The sequence below is a fragment of the Pyxidicoccus caerfyrddinensis genome (genome assembly GCF_010894405.1).
Taxonomy (GTDB): domain Bacteria; phylum Myxococcota; class Myxococcia; order Myxococcales; family Myxococcaceae; genus Myxococcus; species Myxococcus caerfyrddinensis.
On sequence record NZ_JAAIYA010000031.1, the window covers coordinates 142,068 to 161,300 of the forward strand.

A 19,233-nucleotide genomic window follows, 5' to 3' on the forward strand; every position below is an offset into this window, starting at 1 on the left:
CTGGCTGTTTCACCGGATGGCCCTGACGTGCTGAATACCGTCGCACCTCAAACGTCCCGTGTCGGGAGCGTTTCCCCCAGAGGAGCCTCGTCCTAGCCTGCCGCGGAGGAATCCACCCAACCGGGCCGTTGTTGGGCCCGCTGCTCGTGACGCCGGAGGTCGACGCCGCGTGATGAACCCCCGCCTGCTGCTGCTCTGTGTGGCCCTGTGCTCGCCGCTGCCCGCGCTGGCGGACGCCATCCGCGTCTCGCTGGAGGGCCGTGCCGCGCTGGGGGAGAAGCTGCCCACGCTGCTCGTCCACATCGAGGAGCCCATCGCCGGCTTCGAGGTGAAGCTCAAGCGCAGCGACGGCAAGGAGCTGAACCTCAAGGGCGGCGGCAAGCCCGGCATCACCCGGCGGATTGAACTGGAGCAGCCGGAGGGGCGCTTCCACTACGAGGGCGAATTGGTGGTGCGCTTCCCGGACGCGGAGGCCGGCACCCTGCCGCTGTCCTTCGACACGGAGCTGAACGGCCCGCTGAAGCTGGACGTCCGCAAGGAGGACGTGGACGTCGCGGGGCGCAAGCTGCGCTTCACGCTGAGCCGGCCGGCCGCGCGCGTGGAGCTGACGGTGCTGATGGACACCGGCAAGAAGGCCTACATGGGCGACGTGTCCTTCAAGGGCGAGCCCGCGGGCACGCCGCTGGAGCTGACCTGGCCCGCGGAAGAGGGCCGGGTGATGAAGATTTCGCTCCGGGCCTTCGACACGTCCGAGTTCTACACGGGGCTGGATTTGTTCCCGTGGCAGGTGGACATCCCGCACGAGGAGGTGAACTTCGCCTCGGGCAGCGCGGACGTGCCGGCGGCCGAGCGGAGCAAGCTGGGCAGGAGCCACTCGCTCATCGCGGACGCGCTGTCGAAGTACGGGCGCTTCGCGGCGCTGCGGCTGTACGTGCTGGGCCACACCGACACGGTGGGCGCGACGGCGGACAACCGCGAGCTGTCGCTCAAGCGGGCGAAGAGCCTGGCTACGTACTTCCGGAAGCGGGGCCTGAAGGTTCCGGTGTTCTTCGAGGGCTTTGGCGAGCAGTCGCTCGCGGTGGCGACGCCTGACGAGACGGCGGAGGTGGGCAACCGCCGCGCCGAGTACATCATCGCCGTAGAGGATCCGACGCTCCAGCAGGCGCCGTACCCCCCACGGTGGCGGAAGTTGTGACGGTGAGCGACTTGAGGAGACGACGGATGAGCCGATTCCACCGGATGGCCTGGGCAGCACTGGGGCTGGGACTGCTGGGCAGCACGGGCTGCGCACACAATCAGGCGCGCCTCGCGGTGAGGCACGAGGGGGAGGCGGAGAAGTGCCAGCTCCTCCAGTCGGTGCTGAAGGAGCCGGCGCCGGCGCAGCTGGTGCGCGAGCTGGCCTCCGAGGGCCGCGAGGAGCCCACGCCGGTGGTCGTCTTCGTGCGCCGCCCCGAGGAGTCGATGCTGGAGCGCTTCTTCGAGGGAGACGAGCCCCTGTGCGGCGACGCCACCTTCAAGGTCGTGCAGGAGAACGTGCTCGACGCCGTCGTGGTGTATCTGCAGGAGGTGCAGGACGGCTACGCGTACGACGCGCGCCGCGCGGGCCCCGATGAGCTCGCCCTGGAGGGCACGCCGCAGGGCAAGGTGAAGCGCGAGGGCCCCGCCTGGGTGGCGGCCCCCGGTCCTATCTGAGCAATTCCTTGCCGCCGTCCGCGATGAACTGCACCGCGATGGCCGCGAGGATGAGGCCCATGACACGCTCCACAATCGCGACGCCGGACTGGCGCAGCACGCGCTGAATCATCCCGGACGCGCGGAGGATGTAGTAGCTGGCCACGAACGTCAGCACGATGGCGGCCAGCACCGGGATCGCGGAGGTCAGCGAGTCGCCTTTGGCCATCAGCACCATGGCGGTGGCGATGGCGCCGGGGCCGGACAGCAGTGGAATGGCCAGCGGGACGATGGCCACGTCCTCCTTCACCACGCCCTCCTGCTCCTCGGTGGGGGTGGTGCGCGTCTCGGACGGGCGGGCGCGGAGCATGTCCAGCGCGGTGATGAGCAGCAGGATTCCGCCGGCCACGCGGAAGGCGCCCAGCGACACGCCGAACACCTTGAAGATGACGCCGCCGAAGAGGGCGAAGAACAGCATCATTCCGCACGCCACCAGGCACGCGCGCATCGCCGTGCGGCGCACCTTCTCCTGCGAGTCCCCGGCCGTCATCGCCAGGAACAGCGGCACGACGCCCACGGGGTCCACGACGAAGAAGACCGCCGACAGCGACACCAGGAACAGCGACACGTAGCCCGTCATGGCACGCCTTTCGGGGCTACACCTTGAGCCGTAGCTTCCACACCATGGTGAGGGCCTCGGCGAAGATCTTCTTGTTCATCTTCGAGTGCCCGACGCGGCGGTCCTCGAAGACGATGGGAATCTCTCGCACGGTGAAGCCCTTCTTCAGGGTGCGGTAGGTCAATTCAATCTGGAACGAGTACCCGGTGCTCTTCACCGCATCCAGGTCGATGGCCTCCAGCACCCGGCGGTGGAAGCACTTGAAGCCGCCGGTGAGGTCTCGGATGCCCACGCCCAGAATCGTGCGGGCGTAGAGGCTGCCGCCGCGGCTGATGATCTGCCGGCCCACGCCCCAGTTCACCGTGCCGCCGCCCGTCACGTAGCGCGAGCCCAGCACCAGGTCCGCGCCGGCCTGGGCCGCGTCGATGAAGCCCGGCAGGTAGCGCGGGTCATGGCTGAAGTCCGCGTCCATCTCCAGGATGTACGTGTAGCCCTCGGCCAGGGCCCAGCGGAAGGCGGCGAGGTACGCGCGGCCCAGGCCCTCCTTCTTCTCGCGGTGCAGCACCCGCACGCGCGAGTCCTTCGCGGCGAGCGCGTCGGCGAGCTGCCCGGTGCCGTCGGGCGAGTTGTCGTCGACGACGAGGATGTCCACGCGGGCGTCGGCCTTCAGCACCGCCTGGACGATGGCCTCGATGTTTTCCCGCTCGTTGTACGTGGGGATGCAGACCAGGGCAGGGTTCATGACCCGGCCGGACATACCCTAAACGGGGCGCGGGGGCAGCAGCTCTAGTACGGCTTCCGCGGCCCGGGTGGCGGCCCCGGTCTCGCCCAGCCGGCCGCGCATCTCCGCCAGCCCCCGCAGCATCTCCTCTCGGGGGGCGCCCGGCGTCCACACCCGGCGGACCTCGTCGGCGATGCGCTCGGGTGTCATGTCCCCCTGGAGCAGCTCCGGCACCACCTTCCGGCCGGCCAATAGATTCACCAGCGAGACGAAGGCCACCTTCAGCATCAGCCGTCCCACCCAGTAGGTGATGAGCGACACGCGGTAGACGACCACCAGTGGACGTTGCATCAGCCCGGCTTCCAGCACGGCCGTCCCCGAGGCCACCACGGCCGCATCGCTGGCGCCCACCACCTCCGGGGCCCGTCCCTCAATGAGGATGGGGGACAGGCCGCTGCCCTCGAAGCGGGACGTCACCTCTTCGCGGGGAATGGTGGGGGCCACCGGGACGACGACCTGGAGCCCGGGGCGCTCGGCGGCGAGCTGCTTCGCCGCGTCCACCATGGTGGGCAGCAGGCGTCGGATTTCACTCATCCGGCTGCCGGGCAGCAGCGCGAGCGTGGGGGCGTCCTTCCGCAGGCCCAGCCGCTCGCGAAAGGCAGCAGGGCTGTCGGGGGCGGGGACCTGCTCCACCACGGGGCTGCCCACATAGCGGGCGCTCACACCGGCCTCCTGGTAGAAGGCCTCCTCGAACGGGAGGATGCAGAGCATCCGGTCCACCAGGCGTTTGATGGTGCGCACGCGCCCGCGACGCCAGGCCCAGATCATCGGCGACACGTAGTAGGCGACAGGGACTCCCAGCGCCTTGAGCTTCTCCGCCAGTCGCAGGTTGAAGTCGGGGATGTCCACCAGGATGGCGACGTCGGGGCGGCGCTCGGCGGCGGCGTTGGCCAGCCCCTTGAGGATCTGGAGGATGCGGGGGATGCGGGGGAGCACCTCGGTGATGCCCATGACGGACACTTCGCGGGCGTCGAAGAGCAGCTCCACCCCCCGAGCGGCCAGGCGGGAGCCGCCCATGCCGAAGAAGGTGAGGTCCGGACGGCGGGCCTGGAGGGCGGCGACGAGCTCTGCGGCGTGGGTGTCACCGGAGGCCTCGCCGGCCACGACGAGGATGCGGGGCGGGGGCGTCATGAGGGGGGGCGCATCGTACCTGATGCGGGAGCGGGTGAAGGTGTAGAGTGAGGCAGCCTTGAAGACGCTTCTGCTCGCCGAGAGCCATCCCCCCACGCTCGAGCACCTGAAGGGCCTGCTCTCCCAGGCCGGGTACACCGTGCGCGCGGTGAATGACGCGGTGACGGCGATGGAGCACTTCGCGGCGGACAACCCGGCGGTGGTGGTGCTGGCGGTGGACCTGCCGCGTGTGGAAGGTGCGCACGTGGTGCACCTCATCCGGGCTCACAGCCAGGGCGCGCGGGTCCCCATCGTCGCCATCGACAAGGGCCACCTGGGCCGGGCGCGCGGTGTGGCGGCGGTGCTGGACCTCAAGGTGAACGCGTACATCGCGGACCCGCTCAAGCCGGGCGAACTGGTGCCCAAGCTGGAGGCCCTGGTGCGCGCGGCGCAAGCCGTGCCGCTCACCGGCCTGGCGGCCACGCTGTCCAAGCCCGCGGTGAACTCGGGTGACTTGAAGGGCTACCCGCTGCCGGGGCTGCTGCACTCGCTCTACCGGCTGCGCCGCGACGGCGTGCTGGTGGTGGCGCACCGGGACTTGAGCCGGCGCGTGTTCTTCCTGCGCGGCGCGGCGGTGAGCTACGACTCCTCGTCGAAGGCGGACTCGCTGCCGCGCTTCCTGGTGGACCGCAAGGTGCTCACCGCGCAGCAGGCGGAGCGGGTGGTGGAGTCGCTGGCCTCGGGCCTGCGCATCGGCGCGGCGCTGGCGGACGCGGGCGTGGAGGCGGCGGGTGAAGAGCTGTTGCAGCTGCTACGCGATTACACGCGAGACAGGCTGGAGCGGGTGCTGGGCATGCGCGAGGGGCGCTATGCCTTCTACTCGGGCGACGAGTTCACCACCGAGGTGGCCTCGGTGGAGGTGCCGCCCCTGGCGCCGGTGCTGGCGGGCGCGCGGCGCTGCTTCCCGCTGAAGGTGATGGCGGCCTCGCTGCGCGCGAACCTGGGCGAGTACCCGGTGCGCTCGTCCGAGTTCGGCCGTGACTTGCAGGCGATGGCGCTGGACACGGACGACCTGAAGATTGCCATGCAGGTCAACGGCCGCATCGTGCTGCGCGACCTGCTCGCGCACGGGCGAGGGGAACTGAGCACGGCGGTGTCGCTGCTCTGGTTCCTCAAGCTGACGGGCGGGGTGACGTTCTCCCCGACGCCGGTGGCCACGGGCACGGACGTGCTGTCCAACGCGGTGCTGCCGGACCGCATTGCCCCGCGCAAGCGCAAGGCGCTCCCGCCGGAGACGGCGGCGTCCCTGCGCGAGGAGGCGGTGCGCATCATCACCCGTAGCTACTTCGGCAGTCTGGGGCTGGACATCGCCGCGGACACGGAGGCGGTGGAGCGCGCGTACCACGAGACGGCGATGCGCTTTCACCCGGACACGTATGCCGAGTTCGACATCCTGGACCTGCGAGACCTGCTGGAGTCGGTGCAGGAGAAGCTGTCGGCCTCCTACCGGGTGCTGAGCGTGGAGGAGAAGCGCAAGGCATATCTCCAATACCTCTTCAGCCGGCTGGACGTGGGGCGCAACACGGCGGTGGTGGTGGAGGCGGAGATTGCGCTGCGGCGGGGCGAGGCCGCGCTCAAGCGCCGCGACTTCCCCACGGCGATGCGCGCCTTCGAGGAGTCGGTGGACGCCAACCCCAACGAGCCGGAGTACTACGCCTGGCTGGCCTGGGCGACGTACCTGGCGGCTCCGGGGGCGTTGCTGGTGCGGGCGCAGAAGGCGCAGAAGGTGCTGAAGAAGGCACTGTCCCTGGGGCCGTACGTGGAGCGGCTGCACATCATCGCGGCCATCATCGACACGGACCTGGGTGATGCGCCGCTGGCGCGCAAGAAGCTGCTCAAGGTGCTGGAGTACAACCCCTATTCGCAGCTCGCCAAGGCGGCGCTGCGCAAGGTGGGCCGCTAGCGATGTTTCCTGTGCTGTTGCGGTTGCTGCGCTACGCGCGCCCGCATGTCGGTGTGCTCGTGCTGGCCTTCGTGGGCTCGGCGGCGGTGGCGCTGGCGATGGGTGCGTACGCGTACCTGACGGGGCCGGCGCTGCGCTTCCTGCTCTCGGGAGGGCAGGAGGGCTTCGCGAGCGCGCAGCGGGTGCCCTGGCTGGCGGACCTGCCGCGCGACGCGGCGCTGTGGGGCTTCCCGGTGTTGATGGTGGTGGTGGGCGCGGCGAAGGGCGTGGGGTACCTGGGGCAGTTCTACTTCATGGGGCTGTTCGCGCAGCGGGTGGTGCGCGACTTGCGGCGCGACCTGTTCCTGCGTCTCACCTCGCTGTCACCGTCGCAGCTCGCGAAGCAGCGCACGGGAGATCTGCTCAGCCGCTTCTCCTCGGACGTGAACGCGGTGGAAGCGGCGGCCATGTACACGGTGGGCGCCTACATCCGGGACAGCTTGCAGGCCATCATCCTGACCGGTGTGGCGCTGTCCATGAGTCCGCTGCTGGGCGGGGTGATGCTGCTGGTGGTGCCGCTGGCGGCACTGCCGGCGTCGCGGCTGATGCGCAAGGTGCTGAAGGGCACGCGCGAGGGGCAGACGCAGCTCGGCAACCTGGCGGGGCAGCTTCACGAGGGGCTGGGCGGGCTGCGGACCATCCAGGCCTTCAACGGCCAGGAGGCGGAATTGGCCCGCTTCGCGGCGCACGCGGAGGCGCACGAGAAGGCGGTGGTGAGCGCGGCCTGGGCGCGAGGCGCGGTGCCGGGGCTGATGGAGGTGCTGGCGGCGGCGGCGCTGGCGGGCGCGCTGGCGTACGCGGCGAGCGTGCGGCTGATGCCGCCCGAGGCACTGCTGTCGCTGCTGACGGCGGTCATCCTGGTGTACCAGCCGGTGAAGGAGCTGGGCCGGGTGACGCAGTTCGCGGTGCAGGCGGGAGCGGCGGGAGAGCGCCTCTTCGCGCTGCTGGACATGACGCACCCGGTGGAGGACGCGCCGGACGCGGTGCCGGCGCCGACGCTGTCGCGGAGCATCGTGCTGGAGGGCGTGCGCTTCTCCTACGGGGAGCGCCGCGCGCTGGACGGCCTGACGCTGGAGCTGAAGGCGGGGCAGGTGACGGCGCTGGTGGGAGGCAGCGGCGGAGGCAAGAGCACGGTGACGTCGATGCTGCTGCGCTTCGAGCGGCCGCAGAAAGGCCAGCTGCTGTTGGATGGCGTGGACGCGGACCGCTACACGGCGGCGAGCGTGCGAGAGCAGTTCGCCCTGGTGACGCAGGAGCCGCTGCTCTTCCACGGCACGGTGCTGGACAACCTGCGCTACGCGAGGCCGGACGCCACGAGGGAAGAGGTGGAGGCGGCGGCGAAGGTGGCGCACGCGGACGGGTTCATCCGAGCGCTGCCGGAGGGCTACGACACGCGCATCGGCGAGCGCGGGGTGACGCTGAGCGGCGGGCAGCGTCAGCGGCTGTGCATCGCCCGGGCGGTGCTGGCGCGAGCCCCGGTGCTGGTGCTGGACGAGGCGACGAGCAGCCTGGACCCGGAGAGCGAGCGCGAGGTGCAGGCCGCGCTGGCGGCGGTGCTGCCGGGGCGCACGGCGCTGGTGATTGCGCACCGGCTGTCCACGGTGGTGAACGCGGATGTGCTCCACGTGATGGAGGCGGGTCGCGTGGTGGAGCGCGGCACGCACGCGGAGCTGCTCCAGAAGGGTGGGCGTTATGCATCCCTGTGGCAGATGCAGACACATGGCCCTATGGAGAAGGGCGCGGCGTGAAGTCGCGGCCGGGCTGAGTTGGCATTCATGAAATTCGGGCGGAGTGGTGGCCCGAGCGGAGTACGGTGCAGGCCGGGGCGTGCGTGCGGCCTCCCTGAGCGAGGTGCGGCATGAGCCGGGTCCGGACAGCGGTGGCGAAGGGGCTCCGGGCGGTGCTGGGCCTCATGCTTCTGCTGCTCGGAATCGCGGGCATCTTCGCGCTGCCAGCCTCGTTCGCGAGCTACCCGGTGGTGCCGTCGAATGAAGGGGCCCCCAGGTGGGTGCGCGGCGCGTACCACGTGCACACCACCCGCTCTGACGGAAGGGGCTCGCCAGGGGAGGTGGCCCGCGCCGCGAGGGAGGCCGGCCTGGACTTCGTGGTGCTCACCGACCACAACGACTTCAAGCCACCCGCACCGGCCTGGGTGGACGGAGTGCTGCTGGTGCCGGGAGTGGAGATCTCCACCTCCTCGGGGCACCTGGCCGCGTTCGGCATGGAGCGCCCACTGGAGGGCGTGCGCCAGTGGATGCCGCCCGGAGACGCGGTGAAGGCAGTGGCCGCGGCGGGAGGCACGGCCGTGCTCGCGCACCCGGTGCAGCAGCGCAATCCCTGGAAGGACGACGCAAGCGCGCGAGAGGCCCCGGGCTTCGAGCTGTACTCGGCGGACACCTTCTTCCGTCAGGCAGTGAGCAATCCGGTGAGGCGCCTGCTGCCCGCGGTGGGCGCGTACCTGGGCAACCCGGGGCACGGGGTGATGCTGCTCGCCACACCGGAGCCCGAGCCGGGAGCGCGCTTCCTGGAACTGTCGCGTGAGCGACCACGAATCGCCTTCTGCGCCCATGACGCCCACGGGCTGCCCTCGTACGAGGCGGTCTTCGAATCCATGGCCATGTACCTGCTTCCGGAGCAGGTGCCGTCACCCCTGCCGAAGGACGCGTCCCAGGCCGCGCTCCTGGTGACACGGGCGCTCGGAAGCGGCCGGGCGCTGTGTGCCTTCCGAGCGCTGGGGGAGCCCGCGGGCTTCGCGCTGGAGGGAATGGACCCGGAGCGTCGCGAGGCCCGGGTGGGCGACGTGCTGCAGGTGCGCGTGCCCGGCAGCCCGGAGGAGGGCACGGTGCGGGTGGAGGTCTGGGGCGACGGCCGGCTCCGTCCGGACGGCAGGTCCGTGGAGCTGACGGGGGAGGGCGTGGTGCAGGTGGAGGTGTGGGCCCGTGCGCCGGGGCGCTTTTTCGGGACGGAGTGGCGGCCCTGGATTGTCCCCAGCCCCGTCCGCGTGCTGCCGCGCGGGCCGGGCATCTGATAGAGGGCGCGGGAGCCGCCCATGCGCCTCCTGTACATCCTCGCCAGCTACGTGCTCTTCGCGCTCCTGTTCCCGGTGCTCTTGCTGCACCGGAAGACGCGTCATGGGCTGAAGGAGCGGCTGGGCTTCTACGGCCCCGGCAGTCTGCCCCCGCGCGGCGAGGGCCCGGTGTTGTGGCTGCATGGCGCCAGCGCGGGAGACCTGCTCGCCCTGTCCCCGATGTTCGCTCCCCTGCGGGCACGCTTCCCCGGCTGTCAGCTCATCCTGTCGACGATGACGGACAGCGGCTACGCGATGGCGAAGGGCCGGCTGGCGAAGGACATCGACGGGGTGGTGTACGTGCCCTACGACCTTTGGGGCGCGACGCGCCGAGCGGTGCGGGCCATCCGTCCGGACGTGCTCGTGCTGGAGTACACGGAGATCTGGCCCAACCTCATCCGCGCGGCGAAGCGAGGCGGGGCGCGGGTGGTGATGACGAACGGGCGTTTCTCTCCGAAGAACCTGGGGAAGTACCGCCGCCTGTTCGGGCTCATCGGCAACCCGCTGCACGACCTGGACCTGATGCTGATGCGGCAGGAGGAAGAGGCCGAGCGCGCGAGGAGCCTCGGAGCGCGGCCGGAGTGGGTGCGGGTGACGGGCAACACGAAGTTCGACTCGCTGGCGGGAGGCCTCGCGCAAGAGGACGAGACGCTGCGGGGAGCACTGGGCCTGGAGCCGGGCGCCCGCGTCTGGATTGCCGGCAGCACGCACGAGGGCGAAGAAGAGGTGCTGCTCGGGGTGTACCGGAGGCTGCTGGAGCGGTGGCCGGACCTGCGGCTGGTGATTGCGCCGAGGTACGTGGACCGGGCGGCGCGCATCGTGGCGCTGACGCGCGAGAAGGGCCTGAGCGTGGGGCTGCGCTCGCAAGGCAATCCCGAGCGCGGGCAGGTGGTGGTGCTGGACACGATTGGCGAGCTGTCGAGGGCGTACCGGCTGGCGACGGTGGTGTTCGTGGGAGGCTCGTTCACGAAGCGGGGCGGGCAGAACATCCTGGAGCCGGCTGGGCAGGGGAAGCCGGTGCTGTACGGACCGCACATGGACAACTTCCGGGACAGCGTGGATCTGCTGACGGGCCACGGCGGTGTGCAGGTGCAGGACGGTGAGGCGCTGCAAGCGACGCTGGCGGAGTGGCTCGCCTCGCCCGAGCAACTCGCGAGCCTGGGCGAGCAGGCACAGGCGACGGTGCGGCGAATCTCCGGGGCCAGTGAGAGGAACGCGGAGGCGATGACGACGCTCTTTCCCCATGGGAGGCCGGACCCGCGATGACGCTCATCGTCCATCCGCACTTCCACAAGCGGTACACGGGGGTGACGCGCCACGTGGAGTCGGTGGTGCCCGCGCTCACGCGAGACACGGGCTCGGAGACACGGGTCATCGGCTCCGGCCTGAGTGACGGCCTGCCGAGAATCACCTGGCCCGAGCTGCTCCGTCGCGCGCGCACGGAGCCGGTGGTGTGGCACGCGCACCGGAACAACGAGCTGCTGGCGGGCATGGTGCTGAAGCTGCTGGGGCGTCAGGTGCGGCTCGTCTTCACGAGGCACACCTCCATGGCGCCGAGCGGCTTCACGCGCTTCATCGCGAGGGGCGCGGATGCGCTCGTCTCGCTGACGCGGCAGGTGGCGGACGTCATCGCGCTGCCCTCGACGGTCATCTCGCATGGCATTGACCTGACGCGCTTCCACCCGCCTGTGGACCGGGACGAGGCGTGGCGTCGCCTCGGCATGGGCGGGCGCTACGGAGTGGGCGTCATCGGCCGCATCCGGAAGGAGAAGGGGCAGGGCGACTTCCTCGATGCAGTGCGCCCGCTACTCTCGGAGCACCCGGAGTGGCAGGCGGTGCTCGTGGGGTTGGCGAAGGGCGCGGACCTGGACTGGGTGAACGGGCTGAGGGCCGGCATCGAGGACCGGGTGTCACTGGCGGGAGAACAGTCGGTCATCGAGCCCTGGTACCAGGGGCTGAGCGTGCTGGTGCACCCCTCCTACGCGGAGGGCTATTCGCTGGTGCACGTGGAGGCGATGGCCTCCGGGTGCTGCGTGGTGGCGTCGAAGCTGCCGTACCTGGACACGCTCATCGAGCACGGGCGCACGGGCTTCTTCTTCGAGCCCGGCGACGTGAAGGCGCTGCGAGAGTTGCTGGCCTTGCTGATGCGGGAGCCGGAGCGCGCGAGAGAGGTGGGGCGCAACGCGGCCGAGGAGGCACGCCGCCGGTGTGGAGTGGAGCACGAGGCGCGGGCGCTGGGAGACCTGTACCGCGCGCTGGTGGAGCGCTGAGCGGATGCGAATCCTCCACCTGCTCGCGAGTCCCTTCTTCAGCGGCCCCGCGGAGAACGTGGCGCTGCTGGCGCTGGCGCAGCGAGAGGCCGGGCACGAGGTGACGGTGGCGGTGGACCGGAGGCGCAAGGACGTGCCAGCGGAGGAGCCCGCGGTACCGCGCTTCCGGGAGCTCGGGCTGCTGGATGAGGGAGGCATGGAGCTATCGGTGAAGTCGCCGCCCTGGGAAATGTGGAGCGACCTGCGCCGCCTGCGAAAGCGCGAGGTGGACGTGGTGCACTCGCACTTCAGCCACGACCATCTGCTCGCGAGATGGGGCCGCCCCCGAGGCGCCGTACTGGTCCGCTCGCTGCATGCGCCACGCTCGCTGCGAGCCTCGCTGCCGGCGGCGGATGCCTACACGGTTCCTGCGAGCATGCTGCTTTCACCGCTGCGGGAGAAGGGCAGGACCGCTGAGGTTCTCCCCGCCCTGGTGGACCCCCGATTTCACCCGGTGGAAGACAGGCAGGCACTGCGCCGCGAGCTGGGCCTCGAGGGACATCCGGTGCTCGGCATGGTCTCCACCTTCCAGCCCTCGCGACGTCACGCGGTGGGAGTGGAGGCCTTTGCCCTGTACCGGAGGCAGCGGCCCGAGGCACGTCTCGTGCTCGTGGGAGATGGGGCGTTGTTGGAGGCGACGCGGCGGCAGGTGACAGAGCTCGGCCTGGAGGACGCCGTCACCTTCACGGGCTATCAGCAGGGAGATGCCTTCGTGCGCTGGCTCCAGGCGCTGGACGAGGTGTGGTTGCTCGGGCTTGGCAATGACTGGAGCGCGAGGGCCGCGGCCCAGGCCCGCGCATGCGGCGTGCGAGTGGTGGCGGTGGAGGAGGGCGCATTGCCGGACCTCGCGGATGCGCGGGTGGCGTCACCGACGCCGGAGGCGGTGGTCTCCGCCGCACTCTCCGGACAACGCGCCCCGATTGCGCACCCGACGAACGCGCGAATCGCGAGTGACCTGCTCGCGCTCTACGAGCGGGCGAGGCGCGCCCGGTGAGCAACGCGCCGACCGAAGCGCCCACGGCCATCGAGCGGGTCTTCTATCCGCCGACCGCCGAACCCTGGGGACGCCGCGCGCTGTTGTCGCCCCTCACCGCGCTGTCCTGGCCGTACGCGGCAGCCGTGCACCTGCGGCGAGCCCTCTACGATACGGGCCTGCTGCGCGCCGAGCGAGTGGAAGGCCTGCGAGTCATCTCCGTGGGCAACGTCAACGTGGGAGGAACAGGCAAGACGCCAGCGGTGCTCCACCTGGCGGAAATGCTGGTCCGTGAAGGGCGTAAGGTCGGCATCCTCACGCGCGGCTACGGACGAGGCTCACGCGAGCCGCTGACCTTCACGGGCTCGGAGCCACTGCCGTCCGTCGATGACGCCGGCGATGAGCCACTCCTGCTCGCACGTCGCTGTCCCCAGGCGCGCCTCTTCGTGGGCGCGGACCGCGTATCCAGTGCGTACCGCGCGCGCGACGAATTCGGCCTGGACACGGTGCTGCTCGACGACGGCTTCCAGCACCGCAGGCTCGCACGTGACGAGGACCTCGTCGTGGTGGACGAGGCCGTAGGGCTGGGCAACGGCCACATGCTTCCCCGAGGCCCCCTGCGAGAGCCGCGCTCGTCCCTTCGCCGCGCCACCCTGCTCTGGGTTCGCGCCTCCTCGGTGGCGCCAGGAGCTGCGCTGCCCGCGGGCAGCCTTCCCCCAGGAAGTCCACTGAGTGCGCCGCCATCGATGGAGACCACGGGCCCTGACCTGCCCGAGGTCAGCGGCATCGCCCGCGTCCGCACGCGCTACCGGCCCACGGCGTGGCTGGAGCCCTCGGGCCGCGTCCTCGCGACGGACGCGCTGGCCGGGCAGCCGGTGCTCGCGCTCGCGGGGCTTGCCCGGCCGGGGGGCTTCCTGAGGACCCTGCATTCCCTCGGCGCGGAGGTGCGTGACGCGGCCCTCTTCCCCGACCACCACCGCTTCACGGCGGACGAGCTCCGAGACGTGGAATCGCGAGCCGCCCGGCAGGGCGCACGGGTGGTGACGACGGAGAAGGACGCGGTGCGACTGCCGCCCGGCTACTCGGCGTGGGTGGTGCGGCTGGGGGTGGAGGTGCTGGAGGGCGAGTCCCACCTGCGCCGGGCGCTCGGGCTGGCGGACGTGCCGCGCGACTTGTGAGGCGCGGGGGGCTGTGGGACAAACCGCCGCCATGGCCGCAGTCTCGCCCGCTCGCTCGTTGTCTTCGCCCTCGCGCCTGCCGCTCGCCTTCGCGCGCCGACGGGTGCTGCTGGTCGGGGACCTGGTTGCCGACCACTACATCTACGGTCAGACGGACCGGGTGAGCCGCGAGGCCCCGGTGCTCATCGTCCGCTACGAGTCCGCCGAGGTGAAGCTGGGCGGTGGCGCCAATGTCGCGGCCAATGTCCGGGCACTCTCCGGGCAGGTGACGGCGGTGGGCGCGCTCGGCGTGGACGAGATGGGGAGCGCGCTCCGCCGTCTCTTCGACGAGGCCGGCATCCGTCTCCACGCAGTGAGCGGGCGCGGCATCGAGACGGAGACGAAGACACGCATCCTCGCCGGTGGCGTGAGTACCACGCGCCAGCAGATGTTGCGGCTGGACCGCGGGCAGCGAGGCTCGCTGCCTCCGCGCATGCGCAAGGCGCTGGCGAAGCAGGTGGAGGAAGCGGCGCGGGACGCGGACGCGGTGGTGGTGTCCGACTACGGCGCGGGCGTGCTGGGAGACGAAGTGCGCGAGGTGCTGCGGCGCCTGGCGGCGGATGGCCTGCCGGTGTGCGTGGACAGCCGCTATGCCCTGTCCTCCTTCGCGGGGCTGACGGTGTGCAAGCCCAACGAGCCGGAGCTCGAGGCGCTCGCAGGGCGCCCGGTGCGGACGGAGGCGGACCTGCTGGAAGCAGGGCACGCGGCGCTGCGGAGACTGGACTGCCGTGCGTTGCTGGTGACGAGAGGCCGGCACGGCATGACGCTCTTCGACGCGGAGGGTGGGGTGGACCACATCCCCGTGTATGGCGCGAAGTCCGCGGTGGACGTGACGGGAGCGGGCGACACGGTGATTGCCACCTTCTCGCTGGCGCTGGCGGCGGGTGCAACGTTCGGTGAGGCGGCGCGGCTGGCGAACGTGGCCGGCGCGCTGGTGGTGCAGAAGCCGGGCACGGCGACGGTGTCGAAGGAAGAGCTGCTCGAAGAGCTGCGGAGCACGCGATGAGCACCCTGGACAAGCTCCAGCCCCTCGCGAAGGTGGCGGAGGAGCGCGAGCGCTGGAGGGCCGAGGGCCGCACCGTGGCCCTGGCCAACGGCGTCTTCGACCTGCTGCACGTGGGCCACGTCCGCTACCTGGAGGGAGCGCGGGTGCTCGCGGACGTGCTCGTGGTGGCGGTGAACTCGGACGCGTCCACGCGGGCCTACAAGGGCCCGGGCCGCCCCTACATCCCCGAGGCCGAGCGGGCCGAGTTGGTGGCCGCGCTCGCCTGCACGGACCGGGTCATCGTCTTCGACGAGCCCAACGTGCGGAACATCATCCGCGCCCTGAAGCCGGACGTGCACGTGAAGGGCACGGACTACACGCCGGACAGCATCCCCGAGGGAGACGAGGTCCGTGCCTACGGTGGCCGCACGGCGGTGTCCGGAGACCCGAAGGAGCACAGCACCACGGACCTCGCCAGGCGCCTCGGCCGCGAGGGGACGAAGTAGCCCGTGCCACCCCTGGACGCGACACTGCGGTCCGTCCTGGGGTGCCCCCTGTGCAAGGGCCCGCTGACGGTGCACGAAGAGGCCTCGCGCACCGAGGTCCGCTGCCCGCGCTGTCACTGTGCCTGGCCGGTGGAGGAAGGAATCCCCCGGATGGTGCCGGAGCGGATGTCGCGGACCGCACCCGAGCCGGGCTAGGGACTAACGGGCTCCCGAGTCACGAAGGGCCAAGGCGAAGGCTCGCACCTCTTCCGAGGCCCGCGCCTCCAGGCCCTCTCCCCCCGCTCCATCCACGAGCGCGGTGAGGTCCACCATGCGGTGGGGGGCGTAGGCATGGCCCCATCGCTCCATGTCCATGCGGAGGAAGAAGGCCAGGGTGGGGGCGCCCACGGCCACCGACAGGTGCATGGGCCCGGTGTTGTTGCACACGGTGAGCCCGGCCGCGCGCATGAGGGCCGCGAGCTCGTCCAGGTTGGTGGCGGGAGCGAGCCGGGCCCCGGGCGCGGCCTCCACCACGGAGCGGGCGAGCTCCTCCTCACCCGGGCCCCAGGTGACGATGGGAACACGGCCCAGCTCCAGCAGCGTCCGGGCGGCGGCGGCGAAGGCCTGGGGCGGAATGCGCCGGGGGCCCATGCGCCCGCCCGGGTTGATGACCGCGGACGCGGTGCCAGCGTTCGCATCCAGGTAGGCGCGGATGGAGGGGCCCACGGCCGGCTCGCGGAAGGACAGGCCCCGGGCCACGGAATCGCCGGTGAGCGGGGTGAGCAGGTGCGTGCGCTGCACGGCCTCGTTCCGGGTGTCCCGGCGAGCCGGAACGGACAGCGAATGGAGCTGGGACACCGGCCACACGTCCGGGCCGATGACCACCGCATGGGGCCCGGCCATGCGCGACACGAGCGCGCTCGTCACCGAGGGGGACTCCCAGTTGGCGCAGTCCACCACCACGTCGTAGCGCTCACGGCGCAACGCCCGGAGCCCGGGCGCCAGTGGCCCCAGCCAGAGCCGCCGCCGGTCGAACGCGATGACCGCGTCCGCATCCGGATGGCCGGCCAGCACGCGCGCCACCTTCGCGTGGGCGAGCACGTGCACTTCCGGAGCGGGATGCACGTGCGCCTTGAGGGTGCGCATCAGCGGGGTGGTGAGCAGGGCCTCGCCCACGCGGTTGTCGGGCCGCACGAGCAGCACCTTCCGGGGAACGGGCAGGGAACTTCCAGGACGGCGACGGCGCCCGGGGCGCCAGAACAGGGCGGACGCCACGAGCGCCAGCGCCAGCTTCGCCCACAGCTCGAGCCTCTTGTGCCAGGACATCTCGGCGGCGGACCCTACACAGAAACGGAAGCGGTGCAAGCGCGCGGCTTGACCTGGGGGCCGAAAGCCCCTAGCAACCGCCCAATGCTGAAGAGCATGACCGGGTTCGGAGCGGGCCGCGCGCGCGTGGGAGACGAAGAGGTCTCCGTCGAGCTGCGCTCGCTCAACCACAAGTTCTGCGAAGTGAAGGCGCGGCTGCCCCGTGAGCTGTCGTCGGTGGAGCCGACGGTGACGAAGCAGGTGAAGGACCGGCTGGCCCGTGGCTCGGTAGAGCTGCTGGTGAAGCGGCAGGCCCCCACCTCCTCCGGCACGGTACCCACGGTGGACATGGGTCTGGCCCGCGAGTACGTGCGCGCCTTCCGCGAGCTGGCCAAGGAGCTGGGCCTGGCGGGAGAGGTCGCCTGGTCCCAGGTGGCGAACCAGCCCGGCGTCGTCCGCCTGGAGGAGAAGGGCGTGGACGTGGAGTCCGCCACGCCCGCGCTGCAGGCCGCGCTCGACCAGGCCCTGACGGCGCTGGAGAAGATGCGCCTCGTCGAGGGCGAGGCCATCTACGCGGACCTCGACACCCGGCTGAAGCTGCTGGAAGGCTGGAGCCGCGAGGTGGCGCAGCTCGCCCCGCGCGCCGTGCAGGAGTACCAGCAGCGGCTCTCGGACCGTATCGCCGAGCTCGCGCGCGGCGTGGCAGTGGACCCGCAGCGGCTCGCGCAGGAAGTGGCCCTCTTCGCCGAGCGCACGGACATCGCCGAGGAAGTCACGCGCCTCGCGAGCCATCTCGAGCAGTTCCGGGCCCTCATGGCCAGCAGCGAGCCTGCCGGCCGCCGAATGGATTTCCTCGTGCAGGAGATGCACCGCGAGGTGAACACGACCGGTTCCAAGAGCCAGCACGCGGAAATCTCCGCGCGCGTGGTCTCGATGAAGGCCGAGGTCGAGCGAATCCGCGAACAGGTTCAGAACGTCGAATGAACGCGCCCACCGTGCTCCAGCCTGGTCTGTTGCTCGTCCTCTCCGCGCCTTCCGGGGCGGGGAAGACCACCCTCGCCCACCGGCTCCTCAAGGAGACGCCGGATGCGGTCTTCTCCATCAGCGTCACCACCCGGCGGCCTCGCGGGAAGGAGCGCGAGGGCGTGGACTACCGCTTCGTGGACGTCGCCACGTTCCAGCAGAAGATTGAACGCGGCGAGTTCGTGGAGTGGGCCGAGGTCCACGGCCATTTCTACGGCAGCCCCCAGTCCGCGGTGGACGAGGCCCGGGCCCGCCGGGGCTCGGCCATCTTCGACATCGACGTACAGGGCGGGCAGGCCATCAAGCGCAAGCACCCCGACGCGGTGACCATCTTCGTGCTGCCGCCCTCCATGGAGGAGCTGGAGCGGCGGTTGAGGGATCGTCAGACGGACTCGGACGAGACCATCCGCCGCCGGATGCTGGCTGCTCGCTCGGAGATGGAGCGGGGCATCGCGTCGTACGACTACATCGTGGTGAACGACGATTTCGAGCGGGCGTACAGCGAGCTGCGCGCGGTGGTGGTGGCCGAGCACTGCCGCCGGGGCCGGGTGGATGTCTCGAAGCTGGGGCTCGGCGTCGGGGGCTGACGCGCGAGCGGGAATGGTCCGGCGGGGCAGGGCGGTTTCCCCCGCCACCCGGTCGGCGATGGTGTCGCTCGGGTGGCGCAAGTAGCGAGAATCAAACTTCTTGCGCCCCCGGGGGAGTTGGTGGATAAGCCGCTCCACCCACGGCGCACCGCAGCGAGCGACCGTGCCCTCCGCGAGGTTCCAAGCGGAGTCAGCACCGACGGTGCTGGGGTTCTCTGAGCAAGACCGAATAAGACCGTGGGTCCATGCCGGAAGTGCTCCGAGAGGAGTATCTCTGCAAGGCCTCGGAGCAGCCGGAGCGGCTCGTGACAGCGAGTTGACAATCTCCGAACGGCTCCCTAGACGGTTGATGTAGATGGAGTGGTGAACCAGCGGGCGGCGGGGTGGATGGAGCGGGCAGCCGTCTCACGGGAGACGGAGCTGGGGTAGGGAGGTCGAAGCGGTTGACTCAGGGCGCAGCGGTGGTAGAAGCCGCGCCCCTCGCACCGAAGCCCGCGCACTGGCGCGGAAGGCACTTCGGAGGCGGACGGCAGCACCGACAAACGGAATACGGCGGTCACCGAAGCAGGTTGACGGACGACGCGGCGAAGAAGTAGAAGCCGCGCCCCTGACCAAGAAGCCCGGGAAGAAGTGGAACGGGCAGCTGGGTTGGGGAAGTCACGAGGCAACGGTTGACAGGGACGGCGGCAGAGCGGTAGAAGCCGCGCCCCCTCGAAAGAAAACAGCGGAAGCCACTGGGCGGCGCTGAAGACTTCGAGAGGCCACGAGGACGCGAAAGTCGAAGTTGACAGCGGACGCGGACTCGAATAGAAGATGCAACCCCGCCGGCTGAAAGAGCGGGGCAGCAGATGAAGCAAACGGTAGCAAAAAGTCGCGGGCAGTACAAGCGACTCGGTCTTTGAAAACCAAATAGCAAGCCCAAGTAGAAGACAGATTGCGGAAACCGCAGTCAATTCTTTGACGGTGCCAGCTAGGTCGCGCTGAGAAGCGCAGCCGGCAGCACCGATATGAATCAGCGAGTCGAAAGCCCTTTAGCGGGCCGAGACTGACGCCGGTTCAATTCTTCAAAAAAATACAATTGGAGAGTTTGATCCTGGCT

Annotated in this window: 18 protein-coding genes; 14 read left to right on the forward strand and 4 right to left on the reverse strand. The window is 70.5% G+C overall.

The window, feature by feature from the left end; genetic code table 11:
- Positions 1-172 precede the first annotated feature (172 nt).
- Complete coding sequence (locus tag G4D86_RS45345; protein ID WP_164001484.1) at positions 173-1,195, forward strand: OmpA family protein; 1,023 nt, start codon at positions 173-175, stop codon at positions 1,193-1,195.
- 26 nt (positions 1,196-1,221) lie between these two features.
- Entirely contained in the window at positions 1,222-1,692 is a 471-nt protein-coding gene (locus tag G4D86_RS45350) for a hypothetical protein (protein ID WP_164001435.1), read from the forward strand.
- On the opposite strand, the gene G4D86_RS45355 is transcribed toward G4D86_RS45350, so the two are convergent.
- From G4D86_RS45355 to lpxB, 3 genes are read right to left on the reverse strand one after another with little or no spacing between them, the layout of a single operon-like run.
- Positions 1,685-2,311 (reverse strand): MarC family protein, encoded by a 627-nt coding sequence (locus G4D86_RS45355; RefSeq protein ID WP_164001437.1) that lies wholly within the window; start codon positions 2,309-2,311, stop codon positions 1,685-1,687. The genes G4D86_RS45350 and G4D86_RS45355 overlap by 8 nt on opposite strands.
- 16 nt (positions 2,312-2,327) lie before the next feature.
- The gene (locus G4D86_RS45360) at positions 2,328-3,032 is read right to left on the reverse strand and encodes a polyprenol monophosphomannose synthase (protein WP_164001440.1); all 705 of its coding nucleotides are present in this window, start codon (positions 3,030-3,032) and stop codon (positions 2,328-2,330) included.
- Positions 3,033-3,050: 18 nt separating this feature from the next.
- Complete coding sequence (lpxB, locus tag G4D86_RS45365) at positions 3,051-4,202, reverse strand: lipid-A-disaccharide synthase (RefSeq protein ID WP_164001441.1); 1,152 nt, start codon at positions 4,200-4,202, stop codon at positions 3,051-3,053.
- Between the two features lie 58 nt (positions 4,203-4,260).
- Between lpxB and G4D86_RS45370 the strand changes: the two genes are divergently transcribed.
- From G4D86_RS45370 to G4D86_RS54185, 10 genes are all read left to right on the forward strand, one after another.
- Positions 4,261-6,144, forward strand: coding sequence for a DUF4388 domain-containing protein (locus G4D86_RS45370; RefSeq protein ID WP_164001443.1), 1,884 nt, complete (start codon positions 4,261-4,263; stop codon positions 6,142-6,144).
- 2 nt (positions 6,145-6,146) lie between these two features.
- Positions 6,147-7,931, forward strand: a complete 1,785-nt coding sequence (locus G4D86_RS45375) for an ABC transporter ATP-binding protein (protein ID WP_164001445.1) — start codon at positions 6,147-6,149, stop codon at positions 7,929-7,931.
- A 110-nt stretch (positions 7,932-8,041) separates the two neighbouring features.
- Positions 8,042-9,211, forward strand: coding sequence for a PHP domain-containing protein (locus tag G4D86_RS45380; RefSeq protein ID WP_205520360.1), 1,170 nt, complete (start codon positions 8,042-8,044; stop codon positions 9,209-9,211).
- A 21-nt stretch (positions 9,212-9,232) separates the two neighbouring features.
- Entirely contained in the window at positions 9,233-10,516 is a 1,284-nt protein-coding gene (locus G4D86_RS45385) for a 3-deoxy-D-manno-octulosonic acid transferase (protein WP_164001447.1), read from the forward strand.
- The gene (locus tag G4D86_RS45390; RefSeq protein WP_164001449.1) at positions 10,513-11,520 is read left to right on the forward strand and encodes a glycosyltransferase family 4 protein; all 1,008 of its coding nucleotides are present in this window, start codon (positions 10,513-10,515) and stop codon (positions 11,518-11,520) included. Before G4D86_RS45385 ends, G4D86_RS45390 begins: the two co-directional genes overlap by 4 nt.
- 4 nt (positions 11,521-11,524) lie before the next feature.
- Positions 11,525-12,553 (forward strand): glycosyltransferase, encoded by a 1,029-nt coding sequence (locus tag G4D86_RS45395; RefSeq protein ID WP_164001451.1) that lies wholly within the window; start codon positions 11,525-11,527, stop codon positions 12,551-12,553.
- On the forward strand, positions 12,550-13,710 hold the full coding sequence (gene lpxK, locus G4D86_RS45400; RefSeq protein ID WP_164001453.1) for a tetraacyldisaccharide 4'-kinase: 1,161 nt from the start codon (positions 12,550-12,552) through the stop codon (positions 13,708-13,710). Before G4D86_RS45395 ends, lpxK begins: the two co-directional genes overlap by 4 nt.
- 31 nt (positions 13,711-13,741) lie before the next feature.
- Entirely contained in the window at positions 13,742-14,755 is a 1,014-nt protein-coding gene (locus G4D86_RS45405; RefSeq protein ID WP_164001455.1) for a bifunctional heptose 7-phosphate kinase/heptose 1-phosphate adenyltransferase, read from the forward strand.
- Positions 14,752-15,240, forward strand: coding sequence for an adenylyltransferase/cytidyltransferase family protein (locus G4D86_RS45410; protein WP_164001457.1), 489 nt, complete (start codon positions 14,752-14,754; stop codon positions 15,238-15,240). The genes G4D86_RS45405 and G4D86_RS45410 overlap by 4 nt, the downstream gene beginning before the upstream one ends.
- Positions 15,241-15,243: 3 nt before the next feature.
- A complete protein-coding gene (locus tag G4D86_RS54185; RefSeq protein WP_338050652.1) occupies positions 15,244-15,435 on the forward strand; it encodes a Trm112 family protein in 192 nt (63 codons plus the stop codon).
- 3 nt (positions 15,436-15,438) lie between these two features.
- On the opposite strand, the gene G4D86_RS45415 is transcribed toward G4D86_RS54185, so the two are convergent.
- Positions 15,439-16,545 carry a glycosyltransferase family 9 protein gene (locus G4D86_RS45415; protein ID WP_164001459.1) on the reverse strand — a complete coding sequence of 369 codons (1,107 nt, stop codon included), beginning with the start codon at positions 16,543-16,545 and terminating at the stop codon, positions 15,439-15,441.
- A gap of 84 nt (positions 16,546-16,629) precedes the next feature.
- Here G4D86_RS45415 and G4D86_RS45420 point away from each other — a divergent pair, with 84 nt between their 5' ends.
- Both G4D86_RS45420 and gmk read left to right on the forward strand, forming a co-directional pair.
- On the forward strand, positions 16,630-17,508 hold the full coding sequence (locus G4D86_RS45420; RefSeq protein ID WP_164001461.1) for a YicC/YloC family endoribonuclease: 879 nt from the start codon (positions 16,630-16,632) through the stop codon (positions 17,506-17,508).
- Entirely contained in the window at positions 17,505-18,134 is a 630-nt protein-coding gene (gene gmk / locus G4D86_RS45425) for a guanylate kinase (protein ID WP_164001464.1), read from the forward strand. The genes G4D86_RS45420 and gmk overlap by 4 nt, the downstream gene beginning before the upstream one ends.
- Positions 18,135-19,233: the final 1,099 nt, after the last annotated feature.